The sequence below is a fragment of the Variovorax terrae genome (genome assembly GCF_022809125.1).
GTDB classification, from domain to species: Bacteria; Pseudomonadota; Gammaproteobacteria; order Burkholderiales; family Burkholderiaceae_C; genus Variovorax_A; species Variovorax_A terrae.
The window spans coordinates 159,396-174,471 of record NZ_JALGBI010000002.1; the positions used below are offsets into that span (position 1 = coordinate 159,396).

Consider the following 15,076-nt stretch of genomic DNA (forward strand, 5'->3'; position numbering starts at 1 on the left):
GCCTTCGCCCCCCGGGAACTACTTAGGAATACCCGGGAAATCCCTTGATATTCAACAAGTTACAGCCCAGTGCGGCGTGATACGCCGAAGCTGCGGGCGCGCGCCTTATACGGCCTGCTTATTTGCACATGGCTTATATGTATTGGACGCTGCGCGGCGCGCTGCCTAGAGTGGCGGACTCGATCCCCTGGAGCCCGTGATGAAGCGCATTCTTGTTGTTGCCTGGCTGGCTGGTGCCAGCGCCCTGTGCCTGGCGCAGGCTGGCACGCCGCTGTCGTCGGTGGTTTCGGCCGAGGCCGCCGCCCAGGCGCTGGCGCGCGGCGCGGTGATGGTGGATGTCCGCCCGCAGGCCGACTACCAGGCCGGCCACGTGCCCGGCGCCATTTCGGTGCCGGCCGAGGCCGCGCAGGCCGGCGAGCGCGCGCAGCTGCAGCAGCTGGTGTCCAGCCAGGGCATCGACCTGTCGCGCGAAGTGGTGATCGTGGGCCATGCCGGCGACGCACAGGCGCAGCGCCTGCAGGCCTTGCTGGCCGGCTACGCCACCGGGCGCGTGGCCTGGCTGGTGGGCGGCCTTCACGAGTGGACGCTGACGGGGCGCCCCGTCAGCACCGTGGCGGCCCGCCTGCCGCCGCTGCCGCAATACCTGGTGCCGCTGCAGCCCGGCGCGCAAGGCGCCCTGCGCATGGCGGGCGCCTCGGTGCGCGATGTGGCGCCTGCCACCACCCTGGCCCAAGCCCATGCGGGCGAAGGTCCAGGTCTGTAGGCCATTGTTTGCTATCGATTTGATAGCGACTTGACGCCGGCGCGAGGCCGCTACTCGTAGCTGCGCGCGTCCTCGATCACCTTGCCGTCGTTCGGCAGGCTGCCCGGGGCCACCGGTTCCACGTCGGCGCGCAGCTTGGTCACGTCGCGGATCGCCTCGCCGATCTTCTGCGCCAGGCCCTGCGGCAGGCTGGCGGCTTCCACCTTGAGCGTCATGCGGTCGTTGGCCATCTCGCCGCTGACCACCAGCCGCGCCTTCAGCACCTCGGGAAAGCGCCGCACGACGTCGGCCACCTGGCCCGGGTGCACGAACATGCCGCGGATCTTGGTGGTCTGGTCGGCGCGGCCCATCCAGCCCTTGATGCGGGTGTTGGTGCGGCCGCTGGGGCAGGTGCCCGGCAGCACGGCCGACAGGTCGCCGGTGCCGAAGCGGATCAGCGGGTAGTCGGGGTTCAGCGTGGTCACCACCAGCTCGCCCACCTCGCCCTCGGGCACCGGGTCGCCGGTGCCGGGGCGCACGATCTCCACGATCACGCCTTCGTCGAGCACCAGGCCTTCGCGGGCCGTGGTTTCGTAGGCGATCAGGCCGAGGTCGGCCGTGGCGTAGCACTGGTAGCCCGCGATGCCGCGCGCGGCCAGCCAGTCGCGCAGCGAAGGCGGAAAGGCCTCGCCCGAGACCAGCGCCTTGCTCACGCTGGGCAGGGCCACGCCCATCTCGGCCGCCTTGTCCACGATGATCTTGAGAAAGCTAGGCGTGCCGGCGTAGCCTGCGGGCCGCAGCTCGGCCATGGCCTGCACCTGCTGCTCGGTCTGGCCGGTGCCGCCGGCGAACACGGTGCAGCCCAGCGCGTGGGCACCGGTCTCCATCATCGAGCCCGCGGGCACGAAGTGGTAGCTGAAGCAGTTGTGCACCAGCTCGCCGGGCCGGAAGCCCGCGGCGAACATGGCGCGCGCCACGCGCCAGTAGTCACTGGCCGTGCCCTCGGGCTCGTAGATGGTGCCGGGGCTGGCGAACACGCGCGGCATCCGCGGCCCGGGCGCGATGGCCGCAAAGCCGCCGAACACGCTGCCGCCGCCAACGGCGCGCGCGGCCTTCTGGCGCTCCAGCAACTCGTGCTTGCGCGTGACCGGCAGCTGCGCCAGCGCGGCGCGCGAGCCGATCGACGGGGCTGGCACGCCGCGCAGCAGTTCGGCGAAGGCCGCTGAGCGGGCCTGGGCATGGGCGATCTGCGCCGGCAGCGCCGCCATCAGCGCGGCCTCGCGCTCGGCCGGAGCGCGGGTTTCAAGGGTGTCGTAGTGGTCGGTCATGACCGATGCCTTTGTTGGTGGGGCAAGAAAGGGGCCGCGCCCATTCCCGCGCGTGGCGCGCGAAGCGAAGCCCGTTCGGGGGGCACCGCGGAACCGGCTTGGCCGGGCCGCAGGTGTCGCCCCCTGGAGGGGGGAGGCGGCCCACACGCCGTGGGGGCGCCACGGGGGGGCTCATGCGAGCCAGCGCTTGCGGCGCTTGTAGCTCTTCACGTCCTTGAACGACTTGCGTTCACCGCCTCCCACGCCGAGGTAGAACTCCTTCACGTCCTCGTTGCTGGCCAGATCGGCGGCGGCGCCGTCCATCACGATGCGGCCGCTTTCCATGATGTAGCCGTAGTGGGCGTAGCGCAGCGCCATGTGGGTGTTCTGTTCGGCCAGCAGGAACGTCACTTTTTCCTTCTGGTTGAGGTCCTGCACGATGTTGAAGACCTCCTCGACGATCTGCGGCGCCAGGCCCATCGAGGGCTCGTCCAGCAGCACCATGCTCGGGTTGGCCATCAGCGCGCGGCCGATCGCGCACATCTGCTGCTCGCCGCCCGAGGTGTAGGCGGCCTGCGAGCCGCGCCGCGTCTTCAGGCGCGGGAAGTAGGTGTAGACCTTCTCGAGGTTGGCTGCGATCTCGGCTTTGCTCTTGCGCGTGTAGGCGCCGGTCAGCAGGTTTTCCTCGATCGTGAGGTGGGCGAAGCAGTGGCGGCCCTCCATCACCTGCACCACGCCGCGGTGCACCAGGTCGGCCGGCGAGAGGTTCTCGATGCGCTCGCCGCGCAGCTCGATCGAGCCCTTGGTGACCGCGCCGCGCTCGCCCTGCAGCAGGTTGGAGATGGCGCGCAGCGTGGTCGTCTTGCCCGCGCCGTTGCCACCCAGGATGGCCACGATGGCGCCCTGGGGCACCTGCAGCGACACGCCCTTGAGCACCAGGATCACGTGGTTGTAGATGACTTCGATGCCGTTGACGTTGAGAAGGATGTTGCTAGGTGCTTCACTCATGATGCGGTCGGGCGGAACAGAGGTGGGGTGCACCCCCCAGGCCAGAGACACCGCGGAACCGGCTTTGCCGGGCCGCTGGTGTCGCCCCCTTGAGGGGGAGGCGCCGCAGGCGCCTCGGGGGTGGGCTCAGGACTGGCAGTCCTGCGGGGTGCGGCGCGTGATCTTCTTTTCGCCGGCGTACTTGTCGGCCGCGGCCCGCACCATGGGCTTCAGGATCTGATCATCGGCCTGCAGCCAGTCCGACGAGAACACCCACTTGCTGCCGTCCCAGGTGTGCACGCGGGCCCAGGTCGAGCCCATGTGGTCCTGGCACGAGGTGCTGACCGGGCGCATCACGCCGGCGAAGCCCAGCGCATCGAGCTTCTTCTGGTCGAGCGCGAGGTTCTCGAAGCCCCAGCGCACCTGCTCGCCGGTCATGACCTTGCCCTTGCCGAAGCGCTCCTGCGCGCGCTTGACGGCCTCGACCGACAGCATCTGGATGATCAGGCCGCGGTTGTAGAGCACGGTGCCCACTTCCTCGCGCGGGCCGGTGCCCTGGCCCTTGTCGTGCACTTCCTTGAGGATGTCCTGCACCACCTTGGGCTGGCCGGCGCCGTACTGGATGGTCAGCGCGTTGTAGCCCTTGGCGTTGGCGCCCACGTCCTTCACGTCGGGCTCGGCGCCCGACCACCACACGCCGTACATCTTCTCGCGCGGGTAGCCGGTGGCCACGGCCTCCTTGAGCGCGGTCGAGTTCATCACGCCCCAGCCCCACAGCAGCACGTAGTCGGGGCGCTGCTGGCGCACCTGCAGCCAGGCCGACTTCTGCTCCACGCCGGGCGCGGTCACGGGAATCAGCGACAGCTCGAAGCCGTGCATCTTGGCGCGCTCCTGCAGCAGCGGGATCGGCTCCTTGCCGAACGGGCTGTCGTGGTAGACCAGCGCGATCTTCTTGCCCTTGAGCTTGTCCATGCCGCCTTCCTTGGCGCCGATGTGCTGGATCAGCATGTCGGCGGCGGTCCAGTAGGAGCCCAGCAGCGGGAAGTTCCACTTGAACACGCCGCCGTCCTGCGAGGCCGCCAGGCCATAGCCCAGCGTGATCAGCGGAATCTTGTCGGCCGGGGCCTTGTCGGTCAGCGCGAAGGTGATGCCGGTGGCCTGCGGGTCGAACACCGTGGCGCCCTTGCCCTTCAGGCGTTCATAGCACTCCACGCCCTTGTCGGTGGCGTAGCCGGTCTCGCATTCCTCATAGGTGATCTTCACGCCGTTGATGCCGCCGCGCGCGTTGATGAGCTTGATGTAATCCTGCTTGGCGTTGGCCCAGGGCGTGCCGTTGGGCGCGTAGGGGCCGGTGCGGTAGACCAGCAGCGGAAAGAACTGCTCCTTGGCCTGGGCCAGCGCCGGCGGCGCGGACGCCACGGCGGCGGCCAGGGCGAATGCCGCGGCGGCGAGTTGCATAGCAAGTTTCATGGTTGTCTCCTTGGTTGAAATGGACTGACACGAAAAAAGGAACAGGGGTCGGATGGCAAGTACCTGAGGCCAGAAACACCGCGGACCCGGCCCCGCCGGTCCGCAGGTGCTCCGCCAGGGATGCCATGGAACCGGCTTCGCCGGGCCATAGGCATCGCCCCCTGCAAGGGGGGAGGCGCAGCGCAGCGGAGCCTGGGGGTGTGCCATGGCTAATGCGGGAACGGCCACAAACGCAGCTTCTGCTTGGCCGTGCTCCAGAGCTTGGCCAGGCCGTGGGGCTCGACCACGAGGAAGAACACGATCAGCGCGCCGAAGATCATGAAGGTCAGGTGCGAAGCCAGCGCGGTGGACAGCGGGATGCCGAACCAGTACGGCACCTGGTCCAGCAGCAGCGGCAGGATCACGATGAAGGCGGCGCCGAAGAAGGCGCCCATGATGGAGCCCAGGCCGCCGATGATCACCATGAACAGCAGCTGGAACGAGCGGTCGATGTTGAAGGCCGCGGGCTCCCAGGCGCCCAGGTGGATGAAGCCCCAGAGCGCGCCCGCCACGCCGACGATGAAGGAGCTGACCGCGAAGGCCGTGAGCTTGGCGTAGATCGGGCGGATGCCGATCACGGCGGCGGCCACGTCCATGTCGCGCATGGCCATCCATTCGCGGCCGATGGCGCTGCGCACCAGGTTCTTGGCCAGCAGCGCGAAGACGCAGACGAAGCACAGGCAGAACAGGTACTTCTGCACCGGCGATTCGATCGGGATGCCGAACACCTGCAACCCGGCCACGCTGACCGAGCCGGAGGTCGAGTTGTTGGTGAACCAGGGAATGCGCAGGAACGCCCAGTCGGCGAAGAACTGGGCCGCCAGTGTGGCCATGGCCAGGTACAGGCCCTTGATGCGCAGCGAAGGTAGGCCGAACAGCACGCCCACCGCGGTGGCGCACAGGCCGCCGAGCAGCAGCGCGGCAATCAGCGGCATGCCATCGATGCGCGCCATGAAGTTGTAGGAAGCGTAGGCGCCCACCGCCATGAAGGCGCCGGTGCCCAGCGAGATCTGGCCGCAGTAGCCGACCAGGATGTTGAGGCCCAGCGCCGCCAGCGACAGGATCAGGAACGGGATCAGGATGGCGCGGCACAGGTACTCGGACGCCAGCATCGGCACGGCGACGAACGCCACCAGCAGCAGGGCCGCCATGAAGAAGCGGTCCTGGCGGATCGGGAAGATCTGCTGGTCGGCGCGGTAGCTGGTCTTGAACTGGCCGTTTTCGCGGTAAATCATGCACACCCCCAGTCTTCGCGCACTTCGTGTCGCTTCGCCAACCCCCTTGCAGGGGGCGATGCCAGTGGCCCGGCGAAGCCGGTTCCACGGCATCCCGCGCTCAATCCGTTGTAGTCGATAGGCATGGCTTAAACCCTGTCAATTATTTTTTCGCCGAACAGGCCCTGGGGCCTGACGACCAGGAAGCCCAGCGCCAGCACATAGGCGAACCAGATCTCGATGCCGCCGCCCAGCATCGGGCCGATGTAGATCTCGGAGAGCTTCTCGCCCACGCCGATGATCAGCCCGCCGATGATGGCGCCGGGCACCGAGGTCAGGCCGCCCAGGATCACCACCGGCAGCGCCTTCAGCGCCACCAGCGAGAGCGAGAACTGCACGCCGAGCTTGGAGCCCCAGATGATGCCGGCGACCAGCGCCGCGAAGCCCGCCACCGACCACACGATGACCCAGATGCGGTTGAGCGGAATGCCGATCGACTGCGCGGCCTGGTGGTCGTCGGCCACGGCGCGCAGCGCCCGGCCCGTCACGGTCTTCTGGAAGAACAGGGCCAGCAGCACGACCAGGGCCGCCGCCAGCAGCGCGGCGATCAGGTCTTCTTTGTTGATCAGCAGCCCGCCCTGGAAGGTGTCCTGCAGGATCATGACCGGCTCCTTGGGCATGCCCACGTCGATCTTGTAGATGTCGTTGCCGAACAGCGTCTGGCCCAGGCCGTCGAGGAAGTAGCTGATGCCCAGCGTGGCCATCAGCAGCGTGATGCCCTCCTGGTTCACCAGCTTGGACAGGCACAGCCGCTCGATCAGCCAGGCCACGATGACCATGACCACCATCGCTGCGGCGAAGGCCAGCACGTTGGCCAGCACCTGGCTCTCGAAGCCGAGCCAGCGCGGGAACCACTCCGAGAAGCGCGCCATCGCCAGCGCCGCGAACAGCACCATCGCGCCCTGCGCGAAGTTGAACACGCCCGAGGCCTTGTAGATCAGCACGAAGCCCAGCGCGATCAGCGAATACAGCATGCCGGCCATCAGGCCGCCGAACAATGTCTCAAGAAAGAATCCCATGGTCAGTGCCCCTCCCCGAAGCGTCTGCGGCGCTGCGCCCCAGGGGGCGCCGCCAGCGGCCCGGCGAAGCCAGCTCCTCGGCGGCCACCGGGCTGGATTCGTGCAATACAGGTGTTTGTGGTTCGTTTCATGTCAATGTCCTGTGCCTAGATAAGCGCGGATCACATCCGGGTTGCTGCGCACTTCGTCGGGCGTGCCGTCGCCGATCTTCTTGCCGTAGTCGAGCACCACCACGCGGTCGGAGATGTCCATCACCACGCCCATGTCGTGCTCGATCAGCACGACCGTGGTGCCGAACTCGTCGTTCACGTCGAGCACGAAGCGGCACATGTCCTGCTTCTCTTCCACGTTCATGCCGGCCATCGGCTCGTCCAGCAGCAGCACCTGCGGCTCCATCGCCAGCGCGCGGCCCAGGTCCACGCGCTTTTGCAGGCCGTAGGGCAACTGGCCCACCGGGGTCTTGCGGTAGGCCTGGATTTCGAGGAAGTCGATGATGCGTTCGACGAACTCGCGCTGGCGAATTTCCTCCTGCTCCGCCGGGCCGATGCGCAGCGCCTGCAGCAGCAGGTTGCTTTTGATCTTGAGGTTGCGCCCGGTCATGATGTTGTCGAGCACGCTCATGCCCTTGAACAGCGCCAGGTTCTGGAAGGTGCGCGCCACGCCCATCTCGGCCACCTGGCGCGAGTTCATGTGGCGGAAGGTCTGGCCGCGAAAGCTGATGCTGCCCTGCTGCGGCTGGTAGACGCCGTTGATGCAGTTGAGCATCGAGCTCTTGCCCGCGCCGTTGGGGCCGATGATGGCGCGTATCTCGTGCTCGCGCACGTTGAACGAGATGTCGGTCAGCGCCTTCACGCCGCCGAAGCCCAGGGAGATGTTCTGCACGTCGAGGATGACGTCGCCGATCTTCTTGCTCATGCTGCCGCTTTCACCGGGGCGAAGGTTTTCGTGTCGACGATCTTCAGGGTCGCGTTCACGCTGCCGCTGCGCCCGTCCTCGAACTTGACCTGGGTTTCGATGTACTGCTCGGTGCGGCCGCCATACAGCGCGTCGATCAGCACGCCGTACTTGTCGGCGATGTAGCCGCGGCGGACCTTGTTGGTGCGCGTGAGCTCGCCGTCGTCGGCGTCCAGCTCCTTGTGCAGCACCAGGAAGCGGCTCACCTGCGAGCCCGCCAGCAGCGCGTCGGCCGCGAGGTCGGCGTTGATCTTCTCCACGCATTCGCGCATCAGCTCGTAGACCTCGGGCTTTTGCGCCAGGTCGGTGTAGCCGGCGTAGGGCAGGTTGCGTCGCTCGGCCCAGTTGCCCACGGCATCGAAGTCGATGTTGAGCATCACGCACACCTGCTCGCGGCCGTCGCCGTAGGCCACGGCCTCCTTGATGTGGGGGAAGAACTTGAGCTTGTTCTCCACATACTTGGGCGCGAACATCGCGCCGTCGTTGGCGCCGCCCTTGATGCGGCCCACGTCCTTGACGCGGTCGATGATCTTGAGGTGGCCGCTGGCATCGAGGAAGCCTGCGTCGCTGGTGTGGTACCAGCCGTCGGCCGTCAGCACCTCGGCGGTGGCGGCCGGGTTCTTGTAGTACTCCTTGAGCAACCCGGCCGAACGGACCAGGATCTCGCCGCTCTCGGCCACCTTGATCTCGACGCCGTTGATCGGGATGCCCACCGTGTCGGCGCGCACCTGGTTGTCGGGCTGCAGGCACACGAACACCGCCGTCTCGGTGGAGCCGTAGAGCTGCTTGAGGTTGATGCCGATGGAGCGGTAGAACGCGAACAGGTCGGGCCCGATGGCCTCGCCCGCGGTGTAGGCCACGCGCACCCGGCTCAGGCCCAGGGTGTTGCGCAGCGGGCCGTACACGCACAGGTTGCCCAGGGCGTACAGCAGCGTGTCGGCCCAGCCGGTCGCGCGGCCGTCCATGCGCGCCGGGCCGACGCGGCGGGCCACGTCCATGAAGGCATGGAACATGCGGCGCTTGAGGGCGCCCGCGTCTTCCATGCGGATCATCACGCTGGTGAGCAGGCCTTCGAACACGCGCGGCGGCGCGAAGTAGTAGGTCGGGCCCACTTCCTTGAGGTCGATCGTCACCGTGCTGCTGCTCTCGGGGCAGTTCACCACGTAGCCGCAGCACAGCCACTGGGCATAGCTGAAGATGTTCTGGCCGACCCAGGCCGGCGGCAGGTAGGCCAGCACTTCCTCGGCGCTGGTGAGCCGGTCGAAGTCGGCGCCGGCCTGGGCGCGGTCGAGCAGGGTGCCGTGGGTGTGCACCACGCCCTTGGGGTTGCCGGTGGTGCCCGAGGTGAAGAACATCGCGGCCACGTCGCCCGGCTGGGTGCGCTCCACGGCGGCCTGGAAGAAGCCGGGGTCGGCGGCGGCCAGCGCCTGGCCTTCTGCCAGCAGCGTGTCCAGCGCGGCGAGGCCGGGCTCGCTGTAGTTGCGCAGGCCGCGCGGGTCGTCATAGTAGAGGCAGGCGAGTTGCGGGCACTGCTCGCGGATCTCCAGCATCTTGTCGACCTGCTCCTGGTCTTCCACCACGGCGAAGCGCACCTCGGCGTTGTTGATCGGGAACACGCATTCGGCCGCCACGGCGTCCTGGTACAGCGGCACGGGAATGGCGCCCAGCGACTGCGCGGCCAGCAAGGTGGCGTAGAGCCGGGGGCGGTTGGCGCCGATCACCACCAGGTGCTCGCCGCGCCGCAGGCCGGCCTGGTGCAGGCCGCAGGCCATCTGCTCCACCAGCACCGCCATGGCGGACCAGCTATGGGCCTGCCAGATGCCGTATTCCTTCTCGCGCATGGCCGGCGCCTGCGGGCGTTCGGCCGCATGTTTCAGCAACAGTCGGGGGAAGGTGGTCTGCATCCCGGTTCCTTTGGTCGTAGAGCCTGTCCGGCGGGCGTTCGAGGGGTGCCCGCCCGGCGCTGGGGCCACTGATTGAGAGGAATCGTAGAGAAGACTTTGACGTCTTTTTGTCTTTACGACGACAATCCAAGGGAATGTCCTACTGGGGTGTCCCCGCATACGGCCGGCGCGGATCAGGGGATGAACCGGCCGCCGCGCCCGACCCGGGGGCGCGCCACGAAGCGCGGCGCATTCCCGCCGGGCTCGCTGAAACTGACTTCGAAGCGGCCTCGGAACGGGGCGCGATCCCAGGCCTCCAACTGGCGCCGGCTTGGCTTTTCAATGACAATTCAGGAGCGCCCCTCCCCGGATCGTCCCGGGGCTGCGGGCGCCGTCCGCACCATGTCCACCGACCTTCCCCTGCATCAGCGACGCCGCGAGCCCGTGGCCGCGGAGCTGGCCGGCATTCCCTGGCTCGGGCGGCTGCAGCCCGCCGAGCGCGAGCGCGCGGTGGCCGCCATCGTGGTGGGCGACGCGCTGCCGGGCGACTACGTGTGCCGCATCGGCCGGCCCGTGACCTACTGGTTCGGCGTGGTCGAGGGGCTGCTCAAGATGAGCAGCGACAACGCCGAAGGCGTGAGCATGACCTTCACCGGCCTGCCGCCCGGCGGCTGGTTCGGCGAGGGCACGGCAGTCAAGCGCGAGCCCTATCGCTACAACATCCAGGCGCTGCGCAAGAGCGTGGTCGCGGGCCTGCCGATCGACACCTTCCACTGGCTGCTCGACCACTCCATCGGCTTCAACCGCTTCGTGATGAACCAGCTCAACGAGCGGCTGGGCCAGTTCATCGCGGCGCGCGAGATCGACCGCCTGAACAACCCCGACGTGCGGGTCGCGCGCAGCCTCGCCGCCCTGTTCAACCCGGTGCTGTACCCGGGCGTGGGCGAGATCCTGCGCATCACGCAGCAGGAGATGGCCTACCTGGTGGGCTTGTCGCGCCAGCGCGTCAACGAAGCCCTGGCGCTGCTGGAGGCCCAGGGCTCGATCCGCGTGGAATACGGCGGCCTGCGCATCCTCGACCTGCAGGCACTGAGATCCAGCGTTTTTCAGAATAAAAAGGGCTGAAGGTCCGCGTCCCGTGGTTGTTTGTTGCTATTGATTCGGTAGCATTTGACGGCCCGGAGCGCAGCCGTCTTTACGCCTTTTTTATGGCGCCCGCCGAAGTTTCGTCCCCGTTTTTACGCCCCTTTTTCTAAGCTTTCTCCATCGTTTGCACGTTGGAGAAAGTCATGGACATTCCGTTCGTTGCCGGCTGCGCCCTGCTGTGGGGCGCGATGGTGTTGCTGGTCTGGGGCTTCCGGAAACTCGAGAAGCCCGAGGGGAGCCGCTCATGAGCGCGCTCGATGTCCTGTACGGGTTGGGCGCCCTGAGCGCCGTGCTGCTGCTGGCCTACCTGGTCTATGCGCTGATCTGCGCCGAGGAGTTCTGAGATGAGCTCGTCCGCCTGGGGCCTGCTGGCCCTGTACCTCGCCGTCCTGCTGGCGGCCTCGTGGCCGCTGGGCCGCTGGCTGGCCGCCCTGTGCGCGGGCCGCCTGCCGGGCTGGATGCTGCGGCTCGAAGCGCCGCTGTACCGGCTGGGCGGCATCTCGGCCGACCGGTCCATGAACTGGGTGCAGTACGCGCTGGCGCTGCTGGCCTTCAACGGCCTTGGCTTGCTGGCGGTCTACGCGCTGCAGCGCTGGCAGGCCGGGCTGCCGCTGAACCCGGCCGGCATGGCCGCCATCACGCCCGACTCGGCCTTCAACACCGCGGTGAGCTTCGTCACCAACACCAACTGGCAGGGCTATGCCGGCGAGTCCACCATGAGCTACCTGACGCAGATGCTCGCGCTCGCGGTGCAGAACTTCCTCTCGGCGGCCACCGGCATCGCGGTGGTGTTCGCGCTGATCCGCGGCTTCGTGGCGCGCTCCAGCGGCGTGATCGGCAACTTCTGGGTGGACGTGACGCGCATCACCACCTGGCTGCTGGTGCCGCTGTCCCTCGTGTTCGCCGTGTTCCTGGTGGGGCAGGGCGTGATCCAGAACTTCAGCGCCTACCAGGACGTGGGCACGCTGGAGACCCAGACCTACCAGCAGCCGAAGAACGGTGCCGATGGCCAGCCGTTGAAGGACGACAAGGGCAACCCGGTGCTGGAGACCATGAAGACCGGCACCCAGACGCTGGCCATGGGCCCGGTGGCGTCGCAGGAGGCCATCAAGATGCTGGGCACCAACGGCGGCGGCTTCTTCAACGCCAACTCGGCGCATCCCTACGAGAACCCCACGGCGCTGAGCAACTTTTTCCAGATGCTGGCCATCTTCCTGATCCCGGCCGCGCTGTGCTTTGCCTTCGGGCGCGAGGTCGGCGACCGGCGCCAGGGCTGGGCGGTGCTGGCCGCGATGACCGTGATGTTCGCCGTCGCCGTGATCGCCATCACGCCCGCCGAGCAGGCCGGCAACCCGCTGCTGCCGCCGCTGGGCGTGGACCAGGCGGCCAGTGCGCTGCAGGCCGGCGGCAACATGGAGGGCAAGGAGCTGCGCTTCGGCATCACCGCCTCCAGCCTGTTCGCGGTCATCACCACGGCCGCCTCCTGCGGCGCGGTCAACGGCATGCACGATTCGTTCACGCCGCTGGGCGGCATGGTGCCGCTGGTGATGATGCAGCTCGGCGAAGTGGTGTTCGGCGGCGTCGGCACGGGGCTCTACAGCATGCTGATCTTCGCGCTGCTTGCCGTGTTCATCGCGGGGCTGATGATCGGCCGCACGCCCGAGTACCTGGGCAAGAAGATCGAGGCCTACGAGATGAAGATGACCTCCGTCGCCATCCTCGTGACGCCGATCCTGGTGCTGGCCGGAGCCGCCGTGGCCGTGCTGGCCGCCGCGGGCAAGGCCGGCATCGCCAACCCGGGCGCCCACGGCTTCTCGGAAATCCTGTACGCCTTCACCTCGGCCGCCAACAACAACGGCAGCGCCTTCGCCGGCCTGTCGGCCAACACGCCGTTCTACAACACCCTGCTGGGCCTGGCGATGTGGTTCGGCCGCTTCGGCGTGATCGTGCCGGTGCTGGCCATCGCCGGCGCGCTGGCGCGCAAGAAGAGGCTGGCCGTCACGGCCGGCACCCTGCCCACGCACGGGCCGCTGTTCGTCGTGCTGCTGATCGGCACGGTGCTGCTGGTCGGGCTGCTGAACTACGTGCCGGCGCTCGCGCTCGGGCCCGTGGTGGAGCACTTCATGCTGTGGGCCGGCCGCTGATTCCCCGGGAGAAATCATGAATACGACAAAAAATCTTTCGCTGTTCGACCCGGTGCTGCTGCGGCCCGCCGTGGCGCAGGCCTTCGCCAAGCTCAGCCCGCGCGTGCAGTGGCGCAACCCGGTGATGTTCGTGGTCTACGTCGGCAGCATCCTGACCACGCTGCTGGGCGTGCAGGCGCTGCAGGGCCGGGGCGAGGCCAGCGCCGGCTTCATCTTTGCCGTGGCCCTCTGGCTGTGGTTCACCGTGCTGTTCGCCAACTTTGCCGAGGCGCTGGCCGAGGGCCGCAGCAAGGCGCAGGCGGCCTCGCTGCGCGGGCTCAAAAAAGCTGCCTGGGCCAAGAAACTCAAGGAGGCCCGAAGCGGCGCCTTCCACGGCACCACCTGGCTGCCGGAGCAGGCCGAGAACCTGCGCCGCGGCGACGTGGTGCTGGTGGAGACCGGCGACATGGTGCCGCTGGATGGCGAGGTGATCGAAGGCGTGGCCTCGGTCGACGAGAGCGCCATCACCGGCGAGTCGGCGCCCGTGATCCGCGAATCGGGCGGCGACTTCTCGGCCGTGACCGGCGGCACGCGCGTGCTGTCGGACTGGCTGGTGGTGCGCGTCGGCGTCAATCCGGGCGAGAGCTTCATCGACCGCATGATCAGCATGGTCGAGGGCGCCCGGCGCCAGAAGACGCCCAACGAGATCGCGCTGACCATCCTGCTGGTGGCGCTGACCATCGTGTTCCTGGTGGTCACGGTGACGCTGCTGCCGTACTCGGTGTTCAGCGTGGAGGTGACGCAGGCCGGCCAGGCCGTGACCGTCACGGCGCTGATCGCGCTGCTGGTATGCCTGATCCCCACCACCATCGGCGCGCTGCTGTCGGCCATCGGCGTGGCGGGCATGAGCCGCATGATGCAGGCCAACGTGATCGCCACCTCGGGCCGCGCGGTCGAGGCTGCCGGCGACGTCGACGTGCTGCTGCTGGACAAGACCGGCACCATCACCCACGGCAACCGCCAGGCCTCGGCCTTCGTGCCGGCCGCCGGCCTGACCGAGCTGCCGGTGGCGCGCGCCGCGCTGCTGGCCTCGCTGTCCGACGAGACGCCCGAGGGCCGCAGCATCGTGGCGCTGGCGCGGCGCCTGGGCGTGGCCGAAGGCGCGCCGGCCCAGGCCGCCTTCATCCCGTTCTCGGCGCAGACGCGCATGAGCGGCGTCGATCTGGCGCAGGCCGGGTGCAGCGGCACCCGCCGCATCCGCAAGGGCGCGGTGGATGCGATCCGCCGCCACGTGGAGGCGCTGGGCGCCAGCATGCCGGGCGACGTGGTGCGCGCCGCCGACGAAGTGGCGCGGCGCGGCAGCACGCCGCTGGTGGTGTGCGAGGACGCGCAGGTGCTGGGCGTGGTGGAGCTCAAGGACATCGTCAAGTCCGGCATCAAGGAGCGCTTCGGCGAGCTGCGCCGCATGGGCATCAAGACCGTGATGATCACGGGCGACAACAAGCTCACCGCCGCGGCCATCGCGGCCGAGGCCGGGGTCGATGACTTCCTGGCCGAGGCCACGCCCGAGGCCAAGCTCAAGCTGATCCGCGGCTACCAGGCCGAGGGCCGGCTGGTGGCCATGACCGGCGACGGCACCAACGACGCGCCGGCGCTGGCGCAGGCCGACGTGGCCGTGGCCATGAACAGCGGCACCCAGGCCGCCAAGGAGGCGGGCAACATGGTCGATCTCGACTCCAACCCGACCAAGCTGCTGGAGGTGGTGGAGACCGGCAAGGCCCTGCTGATGACGCGCGGCTCGCTCACCACCTTCTCGATCGCCAACGACGTGGCCAAGTACTTCGCCATCCTGCCCGCGATCTTCGTCACCACCTATCCGCAGCTGGCCGAGCTCAACGTGATGCGGCTGGCCAGCCCGTCGTCGGCCATCCTGTCGGCGGTGATCTTCAACGCCATCATCATCGTGTTCCTGATCCCGCTGGCGCTCAAGGGCGTGCGCTACCGCGCCGTCGGCGCCGCCGCGCTGCTGCGGCGCAACCTGCTGATCTACGGCCTGGGCGGCCTGGTCGTGCCGTTCGTCGGCATCAAGCTGATCGACCTGCTGCTCGCGGCCCTGCATCTTGTCTGAGGCA

12 protein-coding genes are annotated in these 15,076 nt (G+C 68.2%); 5 read left to right on the forward strand and 7 right to left on the reverse strand.

Features of this window, described 5'->3' with window-relative positions; translation table 11 throughout:
* Positions 1-199: 199 nt before the first annotated feature.
* Entirely contained in the window at positions 200-763 is a 564-nt protein-coding gene (locus MMF98_RS16110; RefSeq protein ID WP_243307668.1) for a rhodanese-like domain-containing protein, read from the forward strand.
* A gap of 50 nt (positions 764-813) precedes the next feature.
* Here MMF98_RS16110 and MMF98_RS16115 read toward each other — a convergent pair whose 3' ends face one another.
* From MMF98_RS16115 to MMF98_RS16145, 7 genes are all read right to left on the reverse strand, one after another.
* Entirely contained in the window at positions 814-2,070 is a 1,257-nt protein-coding gene (locus MMF98_RS16115) for a phenylacetate--CoA ligase family protein (protein ID WP_243307670.1), read from the reverse strand.
* A gap of 171 nt (positions 2,071-2,241) precedes the next feature.
* On the reverse strand, positions 2,242-3,057 hold the full coding sequence (locus MMF98_RS16120; RefSeq protein ID WP_243307672.1) for an ABC transporter ATP-binding protein: 816 nt from the start codon (positions 3,055-3,057) through the stop codon (positions 2,242-2,244).
* 126 nt (positions 3,058-3,183) lie between these two features.
* Complete coding sequence (locus tag MMF98_RS16125) at positions 3,184-4,506, reverse strand: ABC transporter substrate-binding protein (RefSeq protein WP_243307673.1); 1,323 nt, start codon at positions 4,504-4,506, stop codon at positions 3,184-3,186.
* Positions 4,507-4,715: 209 nt separating this feature from the next.
* Entirely contained in the window at positions 4,716-5,780 is a 1,065-nt protein-coding gene (locus MMF98_RS16130; RefSeq protein ID WP_243307674.1) for a branched-chain amino acid ABC transporter permease, read from the reverse strand.
* Positions 5,781-5,908: 128 nt separating this feature from the next.
* Positions 5,909-6,838, reverse strand: a complete 930-nt coding sequence (locus MMF98_RS16135; protein ID WP_243307675.1) for a branched-chain amino acid ABC transporter permease — start codon at positions 6,836-6,838, stop codon at positions 5,909-5,911.
* Between the two features lie 132 nt (positions 6,839-6,970).
* On the reverse strand, positions 6,971-7,753 hold the full coding sequence (locus tag MMF98_RS16140; protein ID WP_243307676.1) for an ABC transporter ATP-binding protein: 783 nt from the start codon (positions 7,751-7,753) through the stop codon (positions 6,971-6,973).
* Positions 7,750-9,696, reverse strand: coding sequence for an AMP-dependent synthetase/ligase (locus tag MMF98_RS16145; protein ID WP_243307677.1), 1,947 nt, complete (start codon positions 9,694-9,696; stop codon positions 7,750-7,752). Before MMF98_RS16145 ends, MMF98_RS16140 begins: the two co-directional genes overlap by 4 nt.
* Before the next feature lie 381 nt (positions 9,697-10,077).
* Between MMF98_RS16145 and MMF98_RS16150 the strand changes: the two genes are divergently transcribed.
* From MMF98_RS16150 to kdpB, 4 genes are all read left to right on the forward strand, one after another.
* The gene (locus MMF98_RS16150; RefSeq protein WP_243307678.1) at positions 10,078-10,800 is read left to right on the forward strand and encodes a Crp/Fnr family transcriptional regulator; all 723 of its coding nucleotides are present in this window, start codon (positions 10,078-10,080) and stop codon (positions 10,798-10,800) included.
* A 265-nt stretch (positions 10,801-11,065) separates the two neighbouring features.
* Complete coding sequence (locus tag MMF98_RS16155; protein WP_243307679.1) at positions 11,066-11,164, forward strand: potassium-transporting ATPase subunit F; 99 nt, start codon at positions 11,066-11,068, stop codon at positions 11,162-11,164.
* A 1-nt stretch (position 11,165) separates the two neighbouring features.
* Positions 11,166-12,965, forward strand: a complete 1,800-nt coding sequence (kdpA, locus tag MMF98_RS16160) for a potassium-transporting ATPase subunit KdpA (protein ID WP_243307680.1) — start codon at positions 11,166-11,168, stop codon at positions 12,963-12,965.
* Between the two features lie 16 nt (positions 12,966-12,981).
* Positions 12,982-15,072 carry a potassium-transporting ATPase subunit KdpB gene (kdpB, locus tag MMF98_RS16165; RefSeq protein WP_243307682.1) on the forward strand — a complete coding sequence of 697 codons (2,091 nt, stop codon included), beginning with the start codon at positions 12,982-12,984 and terminating at the stop codon, positions 15,070-15,072.
* Positions 15,073-15,076: the final 4 nt, after the last annotated feature.